The 22,328-nt window shown below is 31.7% G+C and carries 24 protein-coding genes; 6 read left to right on the plus strand and 18 right to left on the minus strand.

Going from position 1 to position 22,328, the window contains the following annotated elements:
• Window positions 1-18 precede the first annotated feature (18 nt).
• From NST64_RS10140 to adhP, 9 genes are all read right to left on the minus strand, one after another.
• Window positions 19-975: a FecCD family ABC transporter permease gene (locus tag NST64_RS10140; RefSeq protein WP_002488559.1), complete on the minus strand. Its 957-nt coding sequence runs from the start codon at window positions 973-975 to the stop codon at window positions 19-21.
• A gap of 190 nt (window positions 976-1,165) precedes the next feature.
• On the minus strand, window positions 1,166-2,086 hold the full coding sequence (locus NST64_RS10145) for an ABC transporter substrate-binding protein (RefSeq protein WP_002455682.1): 921 nt from the start codon (window positions 2,084-2,086) through the stop codon (window positions 1,166-1,168).
• Window positions 2,087-2,289: 203 nt separating this feature from the next.
• A complete protein-coding gene (locus NST64_RS10150) occupies window positions 2,290-2,793 on the minus strand; it encodes a DUF805 domain-containing protein (RefSeq protein ID WP_049418567.1) in 504 nt (167 codons plus the stop codon).
• 75 nt (window positions 2,794-2,868) lie between these two features.
• On the minus strand, window positions 2,869-3,630 hold the full coding sequence (locus NST64_RS10155; protein WP_107632337.1) for a MerR family transcriptional regulator: 762 nt from the start codon (window positions 3,628-3,630) through the stop codon (window positions 2,869-2,871).
• Between the two features lie 90 nt (window positions 3,631-3,720).
• Window positions 3,721-4,368, minus strand: coding sequence for an endonuclease III domain-containing protein (locus NST64_RS10160; RefSeq protein ID WP_002448894.1), 648 nt, complete (start codon window positions 4,366-4,368; stop codon window positions 3,721-3,723).
• Window positions 4,369-4,447: 79 nt separating this feature from the next.
• On the minus strand, window positions 4,448-6,109 hold the full coding sequence (gene argS, locus NST64_RS10165; protein ID WP_070671541.1) for an arginine--tRNA ligase: 1,662 nt from the start codon (window positions 6,107-6,109) through the stop codon (window positions 4,448-4,450).
• Window positions 6,106-6,522, minus strand: coding sequence for a DUF1934 domain-containing protein (locus tag NST64_RS10170; protein ID WP_049418562.1), 417 nt, complete (start codon window positions 6,520-6,522; stop codon window positions 6,106-6,108). Before NST64_RS10170 ends, argS begins: the two co-directional genes overlap by 4 nt.
• Before the next feature lie 369 nt (window positions 6,523-6,891).
• On the minus strand, window positions 6,892-7,032 hold the full coding sequence (locus tag NST64_RS10175; protein WP_002448878.1) for a hypothetical protein: 141 nt from the start codon (window positions 7,030-7,032) through the stop codon (window positions 6,892-6,894).
• A 180-nt stretch (window positions 7,033-7,212) separates the two neighbouring features.
• A complete protein-coding gene (adhP, locus tag NST64_RS10180) occupies window positions 7,213-8,223 on the minus strand; it encodes an alcohol dehydrogenase AdhP (RefSeq protein WP_107632339.1) in 1,011 nt (336 codons plus the stop codon).
• A 221-nt stretch (window positions 8,224-8,444) separates the two neighbouring features.
• Between adhP and larA the strand changes: the two genes are divergently transcribed.
• The 4 genes from larA to larC are packed head-to-tail and all read left to right on the plus strand — an operon-like array spanning window position 8,445 to window position 12,535.
• On the plus strand, window positions 8,445-9,713 hold the full coding sequence (gene larA / locus NST64_RS10185; RefSeq protein WP_340731171.1) for a nickel-dependent lactate racemase: 1,269 nt from the start codon (window positions 8,445-8,447) through the stop codon (window positions 9,711-9,713).
• An 18-nt stretch (window positions 9,714-9,731) separates the two neighbouring features.
• Window positions 9,732-10,559, plus strand: a complete 828-nt coding sequence (gene larE / locus NST64_RS10190; protein ID WP_002488593.1) for an ATP-dependent sacrificial sulfur transferase LarE — start codon at window positions 9,732-9,734, stop codon at window positions 10,557-10,559.
• Between the two features lie 12 nt (window positions 10,560-10,571).
• Window positions 10,572-11,348 (plus strand): nickel pincer cofactor biosynthesis protein LarB, encoded by a 777-nt coding sequence (gene larB, locus NST64_RS10195; protein ID WP_002488579.1) that lies wholly within the window; start codon window positions 10,572-10,574, stop codon window positions 11,346-11,348.
• Entirely contained in the window at window positions 11,345-12,535 is a 1,191-nt protein-coding gene (gene larC / locus NST64_RS10200) for a nickel pincer cofactor biosynthesis protein LarC (RefSeq protein ID WP_048682979.1), read from the plus strand. The genes larB and larC overlap by 4 nt, the downstream gene beginning before the upstream one ends.
• Before the next feature lie 54 nt (window positions 12,536-12,589).
• Here larC and NST64_RS10205 read toward each other — a convergent pair whose 3' ends face one another.
• The 5 genes from NST64_RS10205 to NST64_RS10225 form a co-directional block, all read right to left on the minus strand.
• The gene (locus NST64_RS10205) at window positions 12,590-13,096 is read right to left on the minus strand and encodes a YwhD family protein (protein ID WP_107632340.1); all 507 of its coding nucleotides are present in this window, start codon (window positions 13,094-13,096) and stop codon (window positions 12,590-12,592) included.
• A 72-nt stretch (window positions 13,097-13,168) separates the two neighbouring features.
• Window positions 13,169-14,467, minus strand: a complete 1,299-nt coding sequence (locus NST64_RS10210) for an HD domain-containing protein (RefSeq protein ID WP_048682985.1) — start codon at window positions 14,465-14,467, stop codon at window positions 13,169-13,171.
• 63 nt (window positions 14,468-14,530) lie between these two features.
• Entirely contained in the window at window positions 14,531-15,007 is a 477-nt protein-coding gene (locus NST64_RS10215; RefSeq protein WP_107632341.1) for a GNAT family N-acetyltransferase, read from the minus strand.
• 94 nt (window positions 15,008-15,101) lie between these two features.
• Entirely contained in the window at window positions 15,102-15,638 is a 537-nt protein-coding gene (locus NST64_RS10220) for a flavodoxin family protein (RefSeq protein ID WP_002448926.1), read from the minus strand.
• A gap of 148 nt (window positions 15,639-15,786) precedes the next feature.
• Window positions 15,787-16,722, minus strand: a complete 936-nt coding sequence (locus tag NST64_RS10225; RefSeq protein WP_107632342.1) for an aldo/keto reductase — start codon at window positions 16,720-16,722, stop codon at window positions 15,787-15,789.
• Between the two features lie 155 nt (window positions 16,723-16,877).
• Between NST64_RS10225 and hypR the strand changes: the two genes are divergently transcribed.
• Both hypR and merA read left to right on the plus strand, forming a co-directional pair.
• Entirely contained in the window at window positions 16,878-17,318 is a 441-nt protein-coding gene (gene hypR / locus NST64_RS10230; RefSeq protein WP_107632343.1) for a redox-sensitive transcriptional regulator HypR, read from the plus strand.
• Window positions 17,305-18,627 (plus strand): hypothiocyanous acid reductase MerA, encoded by a 1,323-nt coding sequence (gene merA, locus NST64_RS10235; RefSeq protein ID WP_077700201.1) that lies wholly within the window; start codon window positions 17,305-17,307, stop codon window positions 18,625-18,627. The genes hypR and merA overlap by 14 nt, the downstream gene beginning before the upstream one ends.
• 61 nt (window positions 18,628-18,688) lie before the next feature.
• Here merA and NST64_RS10240 read toward each other — a convergent pair whose 3' ends face one another.
• The 4 genes from NST64_RS10240 to mvk all read right to left on the minus strand — a co-directional run bounded on the left by NST64_RS10240 (window position 18,689) and on the right by mvk (window position 22,206).
• Window positions 18,689-19,030 carry a DUF1450 domain-containing protein gene (locus NST64_RS10240; RefSeq protein ID WP_002455691.1) on the minus strand — a complete coding sequence of 114 codons (342 nt, stop codon included), beginning with the start codon at window positions 19,028-19,030 and terminating at the stop codon, window positions 18,689-18,691.
• A 175-nt stretch (window positions 19,031-19,205) separates the two neighbouring features.
• A complete protein-coding gene (locus NST64_RS10245; protein ID WP_077700200.1) occupies window positions 19,206-20,282 on the minus strand; it encodes a phosphomevalonate kinase in 1,077 nt (358 codons plus the stop codon).
• Window positions 20,283-20,294: 12 nt separating this feature from the next.
• Window positions 20,295-21,278, minus strand: coding sequence for a diphosphomevalonate decarboxylase (mvaD, locus tag NST64_RS10250; protein WP_049418548.1), 984 nt, complete (start codon window positions 21,276-21,278; stop codon window positions 20,295-20,297).
• Window positions 21,279-21,282: 4 nt separating this feature from the next.
• On the minus strand, window positions 21,283-22,206 hold the full coding sequence (mvk, locus tag NST64_RS10255; RefSeq protein ID WP_107632345.1) for a mevalonate kinase: 924 nt from the start codon (window positions 22,204-22,206) through the stop codon (window positions 21,283-21,285).
• Window positions 22,207-22,328 lie beyond the last annotated feature (122 nt).

Here is a 22,328-nt window from a genome sequence, read left to right on the forward strand (position 1 = left end):
TAATTTTTGTTCACTTCACTAACGTGTTGTATTAGATTGAGTGACTAAAATATAAAATAATATGGGTATCCCAACAAGTGATAAAATAATACTTGCTGGAATTTGCACTGGATTGATAACCATCTTCCCTATAACATCAGCGAATAGCATCGTTAATGCACCTATCAATATGTTTAATGTCATTTGTATAGCAAGACTATATTGAAAATAATATCGTCTAATTAATTGAGGTACAATGATGCCAATAAAACCTATCACACCTATAAACGCTACTGCTATAGCTGTCATAATAGATGTTAACAAAAGTACAATAAATGTTATCCATTGCACATTTAACCCTAGAGACTTACTTTTAGCTTCTCCTAATTGCAAGAGCTTAATTGGTGTAACTAAACTATATATCACAATAATGATTGGCAAAGAAACCATTGTAATATAAACGAGCTCATTCATTTCGGCATTCGCAAATCCTCCAAAATAATAGGCTAACATACGATTCGTACGTTCTGGTTTAATGAGTGTAAGTATATATATTAATGCATTAAAAAAAGCGCCTACCATAAGTCCAGATATGATGAGTACTCTAATTGGAAAATTTCTAGACAATACGATTGTCATTATAACAACAAGTAAAAGTGTCGTGATACTAAAAATGATAGAAAAAATTGGAATAAATAGAAAAGATACGCCTAAAAATATAGCTAAACTTGATCCAAAAGTCGCTCCACTCGCTAAACCAAGTGTAAAGCTATCTGCTAAAGGATTATTTAATACCGTTTGAAATAATTGACCCGTCAACGTTAATATAGCTCCTACCATAAGCGCCTCAAATGTTCTAGGAACTCTAACTTTAAAAAAAATCATTTGATTAAATGCTTGATGTAATGACCCTAAATCCCAAAAAAGACTTATAGCTATGATGACACATAAGCAAAATGTCCAAACTGAAAATGTTAAATATAGATGTCGTTTCATTTCCACTCACATTTCAATTATTATTTATTTCCTATATTACAATGAATATATCCTTACTACTAATTAAAATAAGATTACAAAATGATTCTTTCTCTGTTTTACTCAATTTACAAGACTCTATGTTGTATAAAAAGCCTACAACATTATCAATATCGTTGTAGGCTTTTGAAAAGTCTCTCATCTTAACGTTTTAACGTTTATAAATTGCATCACGTAATTCTTTCATCCCCTCATCTATACGAGGTCCTGGTCGTGAAATTTCGTCACCATTGACTGTTTCCACACGTTCATTTTTTACTGCGTTGACTTCAGAGAAACCATCACGTTCTTTAATCACTTCATAATATTCTTCTTTTGAAATACCTTCAGTTGAAATTAAAATATCAGGATTTTTTCTAATAATACTTTCTTTATCTACTGCTTTCCATCCACTAACATTTGAAAATACATTTTTTGTATCTAGTTTTTCTATCATATCATTGAAAAAGGTTTCTTTTCCTGCTGTATATATTTCAGGTTTTGAAGACACTTCTATAAAAACGCTCTGTTTTTTATGATGTGCTGGAATTGATTCAATTACTTTTTGAACATTATCTTTTGTTTCTTTGACTAACTGTTTCGCCTCTTTTTCATGATGCGTCACTTTACCTACTTGCTCAAATGAATCGTAGACTTGATTTAAAGACTGAGCGTCTTTAACATATACTACCTTCACACCACTATCAGCTAAACTATCAAGTGTTTTTTTAGCAGATGATTTTTGAGATTCATGAGCTAAAATCAAATCAGGTTTAGCTTTTAAAAGTGCTTCTTTATTTAAGTTCATTGCATCAAATTGTTGCTTGCCTTTTTTCACGTTTTTTGGATAATCATCAACTGTTGATACACCTATAATATTTTTTCCAAGACCAAGTCTATATAATATTTCAGTATTACTTGGAATCAAAGATATAATACGATGATATGTATGAGTATTATCATTGTGATCCATTGTTTCTTGCTCAGTTGAGTGCGTAGAATGATGTCCTTTTTCACTCGATTGGTTTTGTCCACACGCTGCTAAAACTAATACTAATGTAAATAAAATAATCCACAGCTTCTTATTGTTCATTTATAAACCATACCTTCCTTTCACAATTTTGTTTATTTCATATATTTATCATACCAAATTATTTATATCATTAATTTAATTCTATAAATTTTTATTGTGTAATTTTATATTATTGGTTAAACTTAATGATTTAATTCTATTTCAAAATAAAAAAAGAAGGAAACAGATTTCAAAATACATTCTGTATCCTTCCTTTTTTCATATTATACAGCAGCTATTTTAGGATTTGGACCATACTTATTTGTCTCCTCATCACTATCTTTTATTGTAAATGCAAAAGTGATCACAAGAATAATAAGTAAGACTAAAGACATCGCTGCCACCATAATTCCTGATTCAAGCGCAATCATTCCGTTGAAAAAACCATCAATTGAAATACCGTATGTTCTATCTACAATACTTGAAATTTTTCTAATTAATGTAAATATTAAAATAATAAGAGGCAGAACCAATGTGTGCCCTGTATCATGTAAACGACGCACCGTCATCGTAAACGTTCCTATAAAAATAATGATATCAATGATTTCATACACAATATCAAAAAATGTATGTCCTCCATTTAACCCCAAAGTAATGATATTAAAAAGTAAACTAATGATCACTAAAATAATACAATTAGCTAAAATAGCAAACCAATAATGACGTCTTCTAGTTCGACTTTTTACATTAAAATAATTTTGCCAAAATAATTTGAATGCTTCTATCATGTTTAAGCTCCTTCTATTCATCAGATATATTATACATATATCATTACATATTATAGAACTTAAAAACATCTTTTATTAAATATCATTTCGAATCGCATCAGCAATATACTGATTTAAATTATCATGTCGTTTGTTATTAATTGTTTTAGCAAATCGCTCATCATTTTCATAAATCGAGGCAATATATTCTAAAAATTGTTCATCTACGTTAGGTACTTGTGTTTGAAGAATATCTTTTAGTTCAGAAATAGCTTGTTTAACCTGTATATGATTTGTTTTATAGTTTGCAATGAATAATTCATTCATTTTATCAAAGAATGAATGTAACCTCTCCATTGTTTTCTTATTATTTTGTTGTTTTTCTGTAGAATTCAATCGTTTTTGATTCGCTTTAAAAGCTTGATAATAAGGAGTATGGCTATATTTCATTTCAGCTTCTTTCTCATATTGATGTTGTATATTATCATTATTCCATTTACTCATATTAATCTCCTCTTTTCTATGATTAACGAGATGATGATTAAGAAAATGAATCATTTTGTTTAATTGATCTCTTTGTGCAACAATACGCTGATAATTATTTTCTAATATTATATTTTTCTCTTCTATACTGTTACTAAAATAAAGTTGAATATCTGCTAATGATACATTAAGTTCCCTTAGAAATTGAATGGTCTGTAATTTAGAGATATCCTTAGAAGAATAATAACGATAACCATTAGATGCAATATAAGTTGGCACAAGCAACTCAATTTCATGGTAATAATGAAGTGTGCGTTTAGTGACTTCGGTAATATGACTTACGTCACTGGGTGTAAAATATACCTGATTTTCCATTCTGACATCCTACCTTTTTCTTAATCTATTTGATTCACTTCTCTTTTCAACTTTCTATAAAAGAGACTAAGCTATGACGTCACGTTAAGGTCAATCCATATTTGTAAAATATGGATCTAAGAAATGATATCTTTGTTCAATGGAGCCATTAAAATAATTTTTCCCAAAATTATCTAGTAAAGCATGAAATTCATTTGCATCTTGATTTGTAAAGTTTGAAGGTAATTCAACATGTCTTTTTAATTTATCGTAATTCTCAGTATTGGCATAACCGAGTTTTCTATATAACCGACGTGTATAATGATCAGGAATAAATTCAACCCTCTCAAAAATGTAGACTAGCAATACATCTGCTGTTTCACTTCCAATACCATGTAGTTTAAGTAATTCATTTCTTAAATGTTCTCCATATACTTCATTAATTTTGCAATAATCAAACTGATATTGATTTAACCAGTTGAATAATGTAGAAATTGCTTTTGCTTTATTGTTATAGAAACCACTAGAGCGGATTAATATTTTTAGTTCTTCTATCGGCAGATCTAATATGTTTTGAGGTTCAAAATGGGTTGCTTCTTTCAGCCGTCTAAGAGAAAGTGCAGCATTATTCCAGTTTGTATTTTGAACTAATATAGCACCTAATATAATCTCTTCACGTGTATCTGCTGGCCACCATCCTTGAGGACCCATATGTTTTAATAATGCTTTGTAAAGTTGTTCTGTAGTCATCATTGACATCTTTTTACCTTTCTATAAAAAATAAACACCTTCACAAATAAATATTCGTAAAGGTGCTTTTAATTTAAAAGTATTTATATTACATTGATTCTGGTGCTGATACACCCACTAATGCTAATGCATTATGTAATGTAATTTTAACAGCTTCAATAAGAGCAACATGTGCTTTTGTTTTTTCAATATCATCAGATAATACCTTTTCAGCATTATAGAATTTATGGAATGCTGAAGCTAGGTCTTGAATATAATTAGTTAATCGATGTGGTGCACGACTTTCAGCAGCACTCTCAATTGTAGGCTCAAACTCTGCTACTTTCTTCAATAAATCAATCGCTTTTTCATTTGTAATGGTACTAAAGTCAGCGTTTTTGTCTATTTCAATCCCTTTTTCTTTAGCTTGTTTTAAAATTGAACAAATACGTGCATGTGCATATTGTGCATAATAAATTGGATTATCTTGAGATTGCTCTTTTGCAAGTTCCAAATCAAAATCAAAGTGCGAATCAGGACTACGCATTGTTAAGAAATAGCGCGCCGCATCAATGCCTACTTCATCCATAATTTCACGTAACGTAATTGCATTACCTGTACGTTTACTCATTTTAACTTCTTCGCCATTTTGCATTAAACGAACCATTTGCATAATTTGAATTTCTAAACGATCGCTATCTACACCAAATGTTTCTAAACTTGCTTTTAAACGATTAATATAACCATGATGATCTGCACCCATTAAATCAATTAAAATATCATTGCCACGATTAATTTTATTGTAGTGATACGCTGTATCAGGTGTAAAGTACGTATAGTTACCATCTTTTTTGATTAGTACTCTATCTTTATCATCCTTAAAGTCTGACGTACGTAACCAAGTGGCACCATCTGCTTCATACGTATAGCCTAACTCATGCATTTTTTCTAATGTATTATCAATCGCACCATTTTCGTATAGTGATGTTTCACTAAACCAATTATCAAAATGAACATTGAAATCTGATAAATCTTTTTTCAATTTATCCATTTCATAATCAACACCCAGTTGTCTAAATGTTTTTAAGCGTTCTTCATCAGAGTAATCTTTCATTTCCGGATGTTTTTTGGCTAAGTCTTTACCAATTTCGACAATGTCTTTACCATTATAGCCATCTGTTGGCATTTCATGGCTTGTATCCCCTAATGCCTCAAAGAAACGTGTTTCAATTGAACGTGCTAAATTTGTAATTTGATTACCAGCATCATTAATATAATATTCACGTGTTACATCGTAACCAGCTGCAATTAAAATATTTGCTAGTGAATCACCTACAGCAGCATTTCGAGCATGTCCAATATGTAAGTCACCAGTTGGATTTGCTGATACATATTCTAATAATATTTTTTTGTTTTTTGGTTCTTCCGCATAACCAAATTTATCACCTTTTTGAATTGCTTCTGAGATGACAGCTGTTAAATATTGATTATCTAAATAAAAATTGATAAATCCTGGACCAGCGATATCTACTTGTTTTACATTTGCTTTACTTGTATCTAAATTGTCTACAATAGCTTGAGCAATATCGCGTGGATTACGTTTAGCAATTTTAGTTAAGACCATTGCAATATTAGTAGAATAGTCTCCATTTTTAGTATCTTTAGGGATTTCAACTTTAATTTCAGGAATATCTTCTGCTAGATTTGCTTTTTTAATACTTGCTTCAATTTCTTGTATTAAAGTTTTCTTTACTTTTTCAATAATATTCATTCGCCTATCTCCTTATACTTAATTTCATATTGATATGAGCCCATTTTTTCGTCATTTTGATGTAATTCGTATTGTATTTTTAATTTTCCACCATTTTCATTTACAAAATGTAAAATACTCTTAGTTCTTACTATTAATGGAATGCGTCCTGCTGGTATAGTGTAAAGTGTTGTAGTGTCCTTACCTTCAACGAAGTGTAAGTTCATATTGATATCACCTTTACGTATCAACTTCACGCCATTGTCTTCAATTTTAATTGTTACACTAACAACTGCACTTTCAATTTGTTCTTGATATCGAATATAATCGGCATGTTTTTGTTGCCATGACCCTTGAGAAGAAAATTCAAATGTTTGTTTTTCTCCATTTTGTTTTAAGACTTGTTTCGTTTGAATGTGTATATTCTTATCCAACGTCTGACTCACCTTAATCTTTAAAATATTACACCACATTATAGCATAAATCCTATAGTGCTTGAAGTTAACAAAATTCTATCAACATTAGTGAAATAGTTATCATAACAACGTCAGTAAAACAAAAGTCATTTTGCGTTCATTGTCCCATTTAAGTCCTTTCCCCAACTTACGTTACCCGTTGACTTTCTCTTTGAAAGTCTTTGTGTTGGGGCCCTGCTACAATTAAAAAATCTTGATATCCTGTGTTTTTAATTTAATTATCTACTTCTATGTAATGAAAAAGAGTCTAAGACGCTTATGTTTTAAGTCTCAGACTCTATTTTTCCAAGCTATTATGTTTTGAATGTCACCATTAGTATCATGGTATTACTTTTTTCTTTCTAATATGTCTGCTTTTGATTCAAGTTCAACAATATCATAATGATACTTTTCTAAAAGTGTTCTATATTTATAGAAGAAAATGATGCCGAAACCGATTGATGATACAAATAATAAGATATTTTTCATTTGTTGTCCTCTTTACTCCATAAATTAGATATAATCTTTTAAATAATTATATCATTAAATAACATTTCTTAATAACTAAATTAGATTAACTGTACCTTATTTCCCAGAAATAAATACTTTTGCTTCACTATCTTCTCCGCATCTATGAAATAAAACCTTTATATATTTTTTATTAATATATTAGAATTTAATTACCATTCGACCTGTAATAGTTCCTTTTTCCATTTCTTCAAAAATATCATTTATTTCTTCTAATTCACGTGTTTGAACTTTAGGTATAACCTTACCTTCAGCAGCAAATTGAAATGCTTCTTTTAAGTCTTGTCGTGTTCCCACTAAAGAACCTACTACTTCGATACCATCGAGAACTAAACGAGGAATTTCTAAATCCATTTTTTCAACAGGTAAACCAACTGCTACAACACGCGCGCCAGCTTTAACAACATCTACTGCTTGATTAAATGGCGTTTTAGCTACATCTGTAATTACTGTTGCATCAAGTCCTTTTTCATCTGTTAATTTATTAACTTCTTCAACAGCATCTTGATTTTTTGTGTTAACAACTGCATCTGCACCTAGTTCTTTCGCAAAATTTAATTTATCGTCACTAATATCAAAAGTAACCACTTTAGCGTTGAATACATTTTTCGCATATTGTAATGCTAAGTTACCTAAACCGCCAATACCGAATATTCCAATCCATTGACCTGGTTGAATTTGATTTACTTTAACTGCTTTATATGTGGTTACGCCTGCACATGTAATTGAAGACGCTGCTGCTGGATCTAAATTTTTAGGTACTTTAACTGCATAGTCTGCTGTAACAATTACTTGTTCCGCCATTGCACCATCAACTGTATAACCTGCATTTTTTACATTACGACATAAAGTTTCACGGCCTGTTGTGCAATATTCACAATGACCACAGCTTTCAAATAACCAAGCAATAGAAACACGATCACCTACTTTTAAAGATATCACATCATCTGCTATCTTGATTACACGTCCAATACCCTCATGTCCTAAAATTCGACCTGTTACATCTCCGAAATCTACATTTTTAACGTGTAAATCTGTGTGACATACACCACAATACTCGGTTTGAACTAAAGCCTCACCTGGTTCTAAGTTACGTAATTCTTTCTTTTGCACATTTACTTTATGATTATGCGTTACTACTGCTGCTTTCATGGCAAACCACTCCTTATTCAATATAATTACAACCTAACTTCATTACATGTAAATGCTTATAAAAATGGAAATATTTTACTTTTTTATGATTAATTATTTAATTACTTATATTTCTATTAATTTCCTTTAATTAAAAAACGAGCATTAAATATGCTATACTTTTAATTGTAATAAACATATAATTTACTATTTATCATCTTGACTTATTGGAGGGGAAAACTGTGAAAACACATGTTTTATATGGGAAATCCGAAGTTGAAGTCGAAGTGCCAGATGATAGTACAGTCATAGAACCACAAAATATCGAGGCCCTTGAAGATTATACTTCAGCAATTCAAAATGTCTTAAGACATCCTACTGGCTCAAAACCATTAAAAGAATTAGTAAATAAGGATGATATTGTTTCAATAGTCATAAGCGATATTACACGTCCAACACCTAACCATATACTGGTCCCCCTACTCATTGAAGAATTAAATCACGTTCCTCGTGAAAATTTCGTCATTATTAATGGCACAGGAACACATCGTGATCAAACACGTGATGAATTAATTCAAATGTTAGGAGAAGATATCGTTGATTCTGTTAAAATCGTTCAGAATCACTGCAATGAAAAAGAAAATCTTACTAAAGTTGGGCACAGTAAATATGGTTGCGATGCTTACTTAAATAAAGACTATGTAGCATCTGATTTTAAAATTGTTACTGGCTTTATCGAACCTCACTTCTTTGCAGGTTTTTCTGGTGGACCTAAAGGAATCATGCCTGGCATCGCTGGTCTTGAAACCATTCAAACATTTCATAATGCAAAAATGATTGGTGATCCAAGATCGACTTGGGGAAACCTAGAAGATAATCCTGTTCAAGATATGGCACGTGAAGTTAATAAAATGTGTAAACCAAACTTTATGTTAAATGTCGCTTTAAATAAAGATAAACAAATCACTGCAGCTTTTGGTGGTGATGTATTTGAAGCTCATAAAGAAGGGTGTGCATATGTTAAAGAACATGCCATGTTTAAATGTGATGATCGCTTTGATGTTGTCATTGCTTCAAATTCTGGTTATCCACTCGATCAAAATTTATATCAAACCGTTAAAGGTATGAGTGCGGCAAGTAAAGTTGTTAAAAAAGATGGGAATATTATTATGGTTTCAGAATGTGCAGATGGTTTTCCAGACCATGGTAAATTTGCTGAAATTTTCAAAATGGCTGATACACCGCAAGGTATCTTAGATTTAATTCATGATCCAAACTTTTCAGAGGTTGACCAATGGCAAGTACAAAAACATGCAAGCATTCAAACCTTCGCAAATGTGTATGTTTACTCAGAACTTACTGACCAACAATTAAAAGATTCAATGTTAAATCCTACTTCAAATATTGAAAAAACAATTGCTGATTTAGAAGAACAGTATGGTCGTAAATTGAGTATTGGTGTAATGCCACAAGGACCCTTGACAATTCCTTATGTAGAAGATGAAGACTAATTGAAAGGATTGATAAATATGACTGAATTATTAAATAAAGAAAATACTTTAGATACATTATTAAAAGAAATGGAAAGTGTTGTTATTGCATTTTCTGGTGGCGTAGATAGTAGTTTAGTATTAAAAAAAGCCATCAATGTATTAGGTAAAGAAAATGTTAAACCCGTCGTTGTAAAATCAGAACTTTTCAGAAATGAAGAATTTAATAAAGCTATTGAATTGGGGCATGAACTAGGTATTGACGTTGTAGAAACTGAAATGGCGGAATTACAAGATGAAAATATTGTTAGAAATACACCTGAAAGTTGGTACTATAGTAAACGATTAATGTATAGCAAATTAACAGACATTAAAGAGACACTTGGTTTCAACTATGTATTAGATGGTATGATTATGGATGATTTAGAAGATTTCCGTCCTGGTTTAAAAGCAAGAGATGAATTCAAGGTACGTAGTGTACTTCAAGAAGCTAAATTATATAAAACTGAAGTTCGTGAACTTAGTAAAAAATATGATTTACCTGTTTGGAATAAACCAGCATTGTGTAGCTTAGCTTCTCGAATCCCTTATGGCGAAGCATTAAGTTTCACTAAAGTAAATAAAGTAAACGAAGCTGAAAAACATATCTTAAACTTAGGTGTCAACAATGTTCGTGTACGTTATCACCAAAATATTGCACGTATTGAAGTTTCAGAAGAAGATTTAGCTACAGTAATTAAAAATAAAGATAATATTACGTTACGTTTAAAAGAATTAGGTTTTGATTATGTAACTGTAGACTTAGAAGGTTACCGCACAGGTAGTATGAACGAAGTCATTGATACAAAAAATACTAAATTAGTATAAGGACGTACACTTATGAGTAATAATCAACATTTTATTGAAAATCTGCTCGAAGGTGTAAAATCAAACCAAATATCAATTGATGAAGCTAAAGCCCAACTTAGTCATTACGACGAATTGGGCTTTGCTAAAATTGATTTACATAGAGCAAAGCGTCAAGGTTTTCCAGAAGTTATCTTTGGACAAGGTAAAACAAAAGAACAAATTGATACTATTATAACTAGTTTATCTCGTCATCACCATGTAATTCTTGTTACACGAATTAATGAAGAAAAAGCAAATTATGTATTAGAAAAACATCCGCATTTAGAATATCATCCTGAAGCTCGCATTGTTTGTACTCCGATTGCATCGGTTCAAAAATCAAAACATTATATTTCTGTGCTTTGTGCCGGAACTTCAGACTTACCGGTTTCTGAAGAAGCAGCTATTACTGCGGAACTTATGGGCATTAATGTGAAACGTTACTATGATGTTGGTGTTTCGGGGATACATCGTTTGTTTGAACATATTCATGAAATTCGACAAGGTAAAGTAAGTATAGTCATTGCTGGAATGGAAGGTGCACTTGCAAGCGTGGTAGGCGGACTCGTAGACCATCCCGTTTACGCTGTTCCTACCAGTGTAGGTTATGGCGCTAACTTTAATGGTGTCACTACTCTTTTATCTATGGTAAATAGCTGTGCACCAGGTACCAGTGTCTTAAATATTGATAATGGATTTGGCGCAGGGTACAATGCCGCAATGATTATGAATATGTTAGAAAAAAATGAGGATGAGAGAAATATATGAGTAATGCATTATACTTAGATTGTCATGCAGGTATTGCTGGAGACATGCTCCTATCTGCGTTGGTAGACTTAGGTGCTTCACCAAACGAAATAGAACATGAACTTAAAAAATTACCTATTGATAATTTTAAGTTAAATTTTAAAAAAGAAATGAAACAAGGTATTCATGCAATGACTTTATCCATTGATTTTCATGAGTCACATCACCATCGAACAGCATCTGATATATTTAAAATGATTGATGAAAGTGATTTAGATGACAGAGTAAAAATGAGAAGTAAGTCTATTTTTGAAATGATTGGTCATGCAGAGGCAAAAATTCATGGCATGTCTATTAAAGACGTTCATTTTCATGAAGTCGGTGCCATGGATTCTATCATTGACATCGTTGGAGGGTGTATCGCTTTAGAATTACTTAATATCGATCATTTGTACTGTTCACCCATTCCTACTGGAAATGGGAAAATTAAAATAGCTCATGGTATATATCCAGTACCGGCACCTGCCACAGCAGAAATTTTAAAAGGTATACCATTAACAAACTTTGACGTTCACAGCGAACTGACTACACCGACAGGTGCAGCAATTGCTAAAAGTTTAGTGACAGAATTCGGCCCTTTTCCAGCTGCTACAATACATCATATCGGATACGGCGCAGGGACTAAAAATTTTGATTTTCCAAATGTAATTAGAGCGATTCAATTTACAAATAATGAGACAAGTTATGATCAAGTACAAGTGTTAGAATGTCAAATGGATGATATGACACCAGAAACGTTAGGCCATTTTATGGATACTGCATTACAAAACGATGTATTAGACATATACTATTCTCCTATTATTATGAAAAAGAATCGACCAGCTACTCAGTTAACTATTATTTGTAAAGTTGAAGATAAATTACGTATTGAAGAGTTGATATTAAAACATACCTCATCACTTGGCGTACGTAGTTATAAAGTGAATCGTCGAATTTTAGATAGAACATTTCGTGATATTCAAACGCCATATGGAAATGTTTCAATTAAACTTTCTTTAAAAAATGGAAAAATTTTTAAAATAAAACCTGAATATGAAGATTTAAGAGTTATTAGTAAACAAACTGAACAATCTTTTCAACAGATTTATCATCATGTAATGAAATCAGTTTATCAGTTTTATAATGTTGGAGATACTTTAAAAAAATAAAAACTCGAGATACTCAGTCATTGAATATGCATTGCTGAGTGTCTCGAGTTTTTTCTAATCAAATGCCTTGAATAACGTTTCGTTTGAGTTATTCCACATCGTTTCATTATGGGATATTAAAAAATCTTTTAATACTTTTTTATTTTCTTCACCCATTTGTTCAATAATAAATTGATGTTTCATAGACTTATCCATCATATTGACATGTTCTGGCATACTCTTATAACCTCGACGAATACTTTTATTTACAAGTAAATAACATGCAGTGACGCCCGCGTAATAAGGACCATTTTCACCACGTTCAGTAGTCACCCAACATAACCAATATTCCTTAGCCTCTGGACCTTCCACTGATTCTTTATCAGTAATCCACTTTACGCCTTTTTCTACTTCCGCACGTGCATGCATACCGCCAATATCAACAAATGCTTCTTTATTTGCAACATCGATAAATACAGGTGCAATATTATCTAAACTAATCGCTCCTATATTTGTACCTTTATGACCATCTAGAGGATCATTTTTTATAATATTAAATTTAAACCCTTTATTTTCTGCCACGATGATTCCTCCAATACTTCTTTACCTTTTCACACTCGCTATTAACTAATAGCGTATATTATCATCAAATATTTAATTTAATTCATTCAATAAATTAATAATTGAACCTTTCACTTCCGAATCTTTAATATTAAGAATCATTTCTTTAGGATAGTATAGTTTATAGTCTTCTCGATTAATCCCAGTAATACTTGAAATGACTAACGATTGGCTACTAATTTCTTTAATACTACCATTTCGTCTTAACAAATGGATAGGTTGTCGATTAGAACCAGGTCGATCATAATCATATGGTAAATCTGAAAATGCTTCACTAACAAAATAATATTCCGGGTCAATGTCACCTTCAATAAATAAATCCTGTAATTCAGTAATTGTAATAATCGAACCATCAAATGGAATATACTTAAAGAGATCACGATTAATAAATCGACGCGCTAAATCACTTAAGATCTCATCTTCTTCATGTATCCATTTCTTCAAATAAAATAATACAGTTACTTCATCTAATTCTACATACTGATCAATTGTAATTGTACCTTCAAAAAATGGAATAAATTCTTTTGGATACATTTTAAATTGATAGTCTTCCTTATAAAGCTGTTTGACTCGCTTAAGACAATTATTTAATAGTACTTCTCCACCACGACTTACGGGATGAAAATAGATTTGCCAATACATTTGGTAACGACTCATAATAAAATTTTCTACAGCATGCATACCACTTTCTTTAATAAGTACTTCATCTTTTGATGGTCTCATTAATCGAAGTATACGCTCCATATCAAATGTACCATAAGATACACCGGTGAAATAAGCATCACGTTGCAAATAGTCCATACGATCAGCATCAATTTGAGATGAAATCATGGAAATGACTAATTTATTTTTATGCGTTTTATTAATAACATCGGCTACTTCCTGAGGAAAGGTCTCAGACACTCTACTTAATACTTCGTTAACCTCAGTGTTTCCAGTAATAATTTCTTGGGTAAACGCTTCGTGATCCGTATTAAATATCTTCTCAAAACTATGTGAGAACGGCCCATGACCCAAATCATGTAATAAAGCTGCACATAAAGCAAGGGGGCGATCTTTATTATTCCATGCTTCACGCCCAACAAATGATTCATCAATCATACGTCTTACAATTTCATAGACTCCTAAAGAGTGTCCAAAACGACTGTGTTCTGCAGTATGAAAGGCAAGGTATAATGTACCTAATTGCTTAATACGACGCAAGCGCTGAAATTCTTTAGTTTTAATTAAATCCCATATCAGTTGATCTTTAACATGAACATACTTATGAATTGGATCTTTAAATACTTTTTCTTCAGCTAATTTTTTAGTTACATAAGATGATTGTGTCAAATTCTTCCTCCTCTTTCATACTTGCTTTCATCAGTAGTAATATGAATTTAAGTTAATTAATTCTTATAATACTTTCTTCATTAACGCTAAATCTAATTGTTCACCATACATTTCTGGTTGATATGAACGAATTATTTCGAAACCATGATGTTGATAATAATGAATAGCTTCTTTGTTCTTATTATCCACTTCTAAAAAGACCGTATCATATTCATTTTCAAATTCTTGTAATCCTTTTTCAAGTAAACTTGTGCCATAACCTTTATGTTGTACACCTGGATGAACATAATGGGCAGCTAAGTACAATTCTTTACCATAGATAAAGTTAGCAAATCCTACAATTTCATTATTTTCTTCAACAACTAAAAAAAGTTGATCTTCTAATCGCTTTTTTAAATGGTGTTCATTATACGAAGCTGCTAATAATTCATTGATTGTTGATACTGCATAAATATTTAAATAGGTATTATACCAAGCTTTTGTAGCTACATCTCTTATTGTTATAACGTCATTAGTTGTCGCTTTTCTCATTGTATACATGCTTCATTCTCCTGACATTTCATTATAATTTAATAACAAAATTATATCATAGTATATTAATAAACGCTTTCACTCAACTTTAAGATGCATCTTATTAAGACAGTACTGCATTCCATTCCTGTGCTCTTTCTAGAGCATATACATCTTTCATAACATCTCCAGGTCTTTCTGCTGTACCAATAATATAACCATTTAGTTTTGCTCCGAGAAAATCTAAACTATATTCTAATTGTTTAATGCAAGGTTTCGCTTTTACTTTCGGACAATCTCCCCCAACTAAGATTAATCTAAAATCAATGTTAGACATTTTAGTTTTAAAATCCTGATATTTAGGATCGATTAATGATTCTGACCAATGATCGATAAATGCCTTTAAAGATGCTGACACACTATACCAATACACAGGTGATGCAAAAATAACTGTATCACTTTCAAGCACTTGGTCAATAATCAATTGATAATCATCTATGTATGACTCAATTTGCTTTGATTCATGTCTATAATCTCTTACAGGTTTAAAATGATATTGTGTTAAATCAATCCAATTATATTGTTTTCCTTCTAGAGCATATTGTGTTAATTGAGCAGTATTTCCTTGTGGACGACTTCCACCAAATAATACAGTAATCATATATCTTACCTCTTTTTTAGTTTATATTATTAATGTGTTTTTTCTATTTACTTATTATGTACCCCATCTTTTTACTTTTATTTATAATAAAAACTCCTACACCTATATAAACGGTGTAGGAGTCATTATTACTTTTATTTACAATACTTTATTCAATTGGGAATAAAGTATCTATTTTCTTAATTTCTTCTTCAGTCAGTTCAATATTTGCTGCTTCAATGTTTTCTACAACTTGATCAGCACGTTTCGCACCAGGAATAACAACATCAAGTGATGGACGTGTTAAGTAGAATGCTAATACAATATTAGCAATACTTGTATTATGAGTTTCAGCAATACTTGATAATTCTTTTACTCGACGTACGTTATCATTGAACACTTCTGGTTGGAAATCACGACGAGTTGCACGATGATCATTGAATGTTTGATTTTCTTCATACTTACCAGCTAAAATACCTGAAGCTAATGGGAAGTATGGTACAAAAGTAATATCATTTTCAGCTGCATATTTCATTACTTCTTCATTTTCACGATGTAGTAAATTATATTCTAATTGAACAACATCCACATATCCGTCTTTATTCGCCTCTTTAAGTTGATCTAACGTAAAGTTTGAAACACCTATTGCTTTAATTTTCCCTTCTTTTTTAAGTTCTTGTAATGCTGCCACAGCTTCATCTTTTGGTGTATCCTCATCAGGGAAATGAATATAATACAAGTCAATATAATCCACTTGCAAGCGTTCTAAGCTCTCTTCAACTTGTTGTTTTAAATAATCAGGTTGGTTATTTTGAACAACATCGCCATTATCTTTAATAACATGTGAACCTTTAGTTGCAATTTGAACTTTTTCACGAGGATATTCCTTTACGACTTCTCCTACAAGTTCTTCTGAGCGTTTAGGTCCATAAATAAATGCAGTATCAATTAAAGTAATACCATTATCAATAGCTTTTCTAACGACATCTTTCCCTTGCTCTTCATCTAAATTGGGATATAAATTATGTCCTCCGACTGCATTTGCGCCTAATGCAACTGGAAATACATGAACATCAGATTTTCCTAATTGTACAAATTCTGCCATGATATTCACAACTCCTTAAACTATAGTTTCTGTTTATAGTTTACCCGATTAGTAATGATAAATGCATTCAATAGTGTTTAAAACATTAAATTTGACATAGTCTTTATTTTATATTTAAATGTAACTAACAAAGTTACATTTAGGAGGTGAATCATTTGAATTTAGAATTTAACATTGCCGTTCACATACTTTGTTTTTTAGTAAAACACGACAGCCAACAATTCAGTAGTCAAACTTTAGCAAAATTAACCTGCCTCAATCCAGTTCAATTACGTAGAGTGACTACTGTTTTAAATCAATATCAGTTTATTAAGACTTCCCGTGGTAAAAATGGTGGATATAGTGCAAATCATTCAACTGCTAGCATTAAGCTATCAGTACTATATCGTATATTTGTGCTCAAAAAAGACAGCCAACAGCGTATTTTCACAGGTCATGAGCAGAGCGATTGTGAAATATCAAGAAACATAGCAAAGACCATGTCACACTATAATCAAAAAGAACATCGTGTTATTTTAAATTTTTATGATACCCTCACTATTAATGATGTAATTAATGATACACTTCAGGAGGATACAACATATGACACATTATAATTTAATCGTTATTGGTTTTGGTAAAGCCGGGAAAACACTTGCCAAATATGCATCATCACAAGGACAACAGGTTGCTTTAATTGAACAGTTTACAGAAAGCTATGGCGGTACATGCATAAACCATGGCTGTATTCCGTCTAAAGTGCTTGTTAACGATGGTATTAAACATGTCGATTTTTCAACTGCCTTTTCAAGAAAAAAAGAAGTAGTCAACGCATTAAATCAAAAAAACTATTTAAACTTAGAAAATGATGAAAATATTACCTTGTTAAACTTTAAAGCACAATTTAAATCTAATACAGAAGTCGAATTAATTGATGAAAAAGGTAAGTTAGTTCAAACACTGACCGCAGATAAAATTTTAATTAATACAGGCGCAAAATCTAATGTTCCAAATATTGAAGGTATAGACTCAGCACAAAATGTATATGATTCAAAAGGTCTATTAAATATTTCTTATCAACCTAAAGAATTAGTGATTATTGGTGGAGGATATATTGCATTAGAATTTGCCTCAATGTTTCAAAGCTTCGGTACAAACGTAACTGTATTAGAATATAATAAACAATTTATGGCCAGAGAAGATCAAGAAATAGTCACACACATGATTAATGATTTTAAAGATAAAGGCGTACGTTTAATCACTAATGTTGAAACAAAAGCATTAAAAAATGAAGGTGATTTGACAACAGTTGAAACTTCACAAGGGAACTTTACTGGTGATGCAATCTTACTTGCTACAGGACGTGTACCAAATACAGATTTAGCTTTAGACAATACAGATATTGAGCTAGGCACTCACGGAGAAATAAAAGTAAACAACCATTTACAAACCTCTGTATCACATATTTATGCTGCCGGAGATGTAAAAGGTGGATTACAATTCACTTATATTTCTTTAGATGACTTTAGAATCTTGAAATCTGAATTATTCGGTGACCGTTCACGACACACTGAAAATCGTGGTATGATCCCTTATACAGTATTTATCGACCCACCACTTTCTCGTGTTGGTATCACCGCTTCAGAAGCACAAAAATTAAATTATAATTACGTTGAAAACACTTTATTTATTAATACTTTACCAAAACACAAAATTAATAACGATGGTCGCGGTCTTTTCAAAGTTGTAATCAACAAAGATAATAATGAAATATTAGGTGCTACTTTATATGGTAAAGGTTCTGAAGAAATTATTAATTTAATTAAACTTGCTATTGATCAACATATTCCTTATCAAGTATTACGCGATAATATTTATACTCATCCAACAATAGCTGAATCATTTAATGACTTATTTAATATTTAATAAAAAAGCTCGTAAACCCATTTTTTAATGAGTTTACGAGCTTCTTTATCCTCGATATAGATTATTTACTTGCTTTACGCTTTGCTAATTTTTCTTTTAATTTTCTATCTTGTTCTTCTTTACGACGCTTACGTTCTTCATTACGTTTTCTCAAACGTTCTTCTTCTTCAGGATCACGTGGTTTTTTTAATTGTGCAGTGACTTTTTCCATAAGTTCATCTTCAGTCAATGCAGCAAGTGGGCGATTATTAACAAAAGCAAATGTCTTACGGCGACCTGGACCACAGTATGACTGACAGCCTATTTCAATTTCAGCATCAGGATCTAATTTTTCTAATTTTTTCTTTAATGATTTTAAGTTAACTGCCTGACATTCGTCACAAATCAAAAATTTATTCTTCACTTCGCTACCCACCTTTACATTATTTTCACTCATATTTACTTCCATTCATTTATTACAACTCTAATTATTTTACTCTTTTTAATTAAAAATTCAAGCACTAAAAAAGATTTGCTATAAATAAAAAGCAAGACATATATTTCTTAATAAAATGTCTCGCTTCATCATAATAGTAGTCTTATTGTCCGTGATATATTTTAAATTTCAAAGGTTTAATGCCTTCTTTTTCCCATACTTCATAAATAGAGGGCTTATCAACTTTATTATCGATAATTGTAATACCACAATCTCCTCCACCAGCTCCAGAAGTTTTTGCTGCACCGCCAAAACGTTCACCAATATCACATAATAATTTTAATTTTTTTGTTTCAATATCAACCGTCGCTTCTTTATCCATTTGTTGAATTATACTACGATTTTGACGAATCATTTTTTGTACACCTTTTATATTATTCGTTTTAAAAGCATAGATTAAATTTTCAACACATGTATTTGATTGATCAAGAAACTCACCATAAAAAATAGGGTCAGATTTTAAACGCTTGACTTCGCTTACTAAGTGAGGAGACGAAGCAGGAGAACCGGTCCATCCTATGAGGACTTCCATATTTTCAGGCGCTTGTAAAGGTTCTATATGAAGACCAGGCCAGTTTTTTTCTAACACTTCTTCTACAGATGTTTCTTTCATTTGTTGTTTTACCCATTCGTGATCAAACGTACTATAGGCAAGCCAACCACTATAAACACTAACAGCAATATCTCCACATGAACTTAAACTTTGCAATCTCATATTTGAAATAACCGCAAGCTTATAAATATAAAGATTTGATAACTCCATTTCATAAAATTCATTTAGAACCTTAATCACAGATACTAAAACTGCAGCACTAGAACCTAAACCATACTTTTGTCCTGATGCATCTGCAAGATTACTATCAATAGTAAGATGGAAATGTTTTAATTTTATATTACAACTTTTCGCATACTGCTCAAACACTTCAATAGCAGTAACTACATATTTGAGTTGATTAGCGGCATGTACATCTGATATTTCTATTTTATCTTCATTACGATTAAATGTGACAGGTTCATAGTGTAATGTTTTAGAATGAATGGTACCAGTGATTTCATTTGAAGCTTCAATAGCAGCCGTGACAAAACGATCTACTGCAATTAACACTGATTTATATCCCGGCTCGGTTACAGCATATTCGCCCGCTATATAAAGTTTTCCTGGCGCTTTTGCCTGAATCATTATATCTCTTCCCTACTTAATTATTTCGACTCCTGCGTGTGTAATATCACTTGTTATAATTTGATCTTTATTAAATACTTCTAAAAATTGATTCACAATCGCTTGTTGATGTTTCTTTTCTATTAAAACTTTTACATTTGGTCCTGCATCCATAGTAAAATAACAAGGCAATCCTGCTTCTCTACATTCATGTACAATTCTCATGGCTTCATAGCTTTCCGGCACAAGATATGTAAATGGTGGCTGTGCACCTAAATTTGTTGCGTGCATTCTCAAACCGTTTGCCTCAATCACTTCACCCATTCGTTTAAAATCTTTTTGGGCAATCGCTTGTTTTACGACTTTTAAATCTTCCTCTACATGATCTAACCAGTATTGATAGAAACGTGAGGTATCACGAGTTAAAGACATACCTGAACGACTTGATACTTTCTTTGATTTATTGTTAATAACTACAAAAATCATAGCTAAGTCATTCTCGAAGCCATCTGACTCAATTTGATGGGCGTAAGACGTTTTATCATCATAACCTTTTTCCCATTCAGCAAAACCGCCATAAATACTTCTTGATGCTGATCCAGAACCACGACGAGCAAGACGAGATAAATCTTTATCTGATAGGTTTAAATCAAGCGCTTCATTGCAAGCACCAGCTAAAGCTGCATATGCACTAGCTGAAGAAGCTAAACCGGCAGCAGTAGGCACAAAATTATCACTTTCTATTAGTGCATACGTTGAAATACCAACTTCTTTTCGAACCATATCCATATAACGTTGAATTTTAGCACTTTCTTTAGCATTAACAGCTTCTTGATTTAAAATAAGTTGATCTTCAGTTAATGAATCATCAAACGTTACACGTGTTTCTGTATAGAAACGCTCTAATGTCACTGATAAACTATTATTCATAGGAATAATTAGATTTTCATCTGCTTTTCCCCAATATTTTATTAGAGCAATATTCGTATGGGCGCGTGCTTTACCACTTTTTTTCAAAGATTTATCCTCCTAACTTTTCAATCCAAGTATGTTGTGCTCCAGCTTTTTCGGCTGCTGCAACAATATTTTTGGCAGTCACTTCTTCTTTAGTTAGAATTAACATGCTACCTCCTCGTCCGCCACCAGTTAATTTACCAGCTACTGCACCATGTTGTCTTCCAATTTCGAGTAATGTTTCGATTTTATCGTGACTGACTGTCAATGTTCTTAAATCGTCTTGACATTGATTAAATATATTAGCAAGCTGATCAAAGCTATGATGGTTAATTGCATCACTAGCTAAATAAACAAGAGCGCCAATATGTTCAATGACATTCATATATGACTCATCGTTATCACATAAACGATGTACATCTTCAACTGCTTGTTTTGTAGAGCCTTTAACTCCTGTATCAATAACAACCATATAGCCATCTAAATCAAGGGACTTTAAAATTTCAACTTCTCCTTTTTGATACCAAACGGGTTGATTCGTTACAATCGTTTTTGTATCAATACCACTTGGTTTACCATGAGCAATGCGTTCAGCCCAGTCTGCATTTTCTAGTAATTCTTTATCAGATAGCGGTAATTCTAAATAATCATAACTTGCTCTTATAAAAGCTACTGCTACTGCTGCACTTGAACCTAAACCTCGAGAAGGTGGTAAATTAGCTTGAATTTTAATCAACAATGGCTCTTCAACATGTTTGTTTTCTACAAAATGTGTAATAAGTGATTTTAAATGATCAGGTGCATCGTATAAAGGACCATCATAAACATCACTCTGAATTGCTGAATAATTACCTTTTTCTAAGCTTTCAATAAGCACTTTTACTTTTCCTGAAGTAAATGGAATAGCGATTGCTGGCTGGCCAAAAGTTACAGCATGCTCACCAATCAATATAATTTTTCCGTTAGATTCCCCATAGCCACGTCGTACCATGATATCTCACCTTTAATATTCTTTCTAAAATAATTTCAACATTCATTGATGTTGTTTTAAAATTGAACGTATTTATACATTTGTACATGTCATGTCACACATATGTTTATACTCATTTACTT

The sequence above is a fragment of the Staphylococcus sp. FSL W8-1268 genome (genome assembly GCF_038003965.1).
Lineage (GTDB): Bacteria > Bacillota > Bacilli > Staphylococcales > Staphylococcaceae > Staphylococcus > Staphylococcus hominis.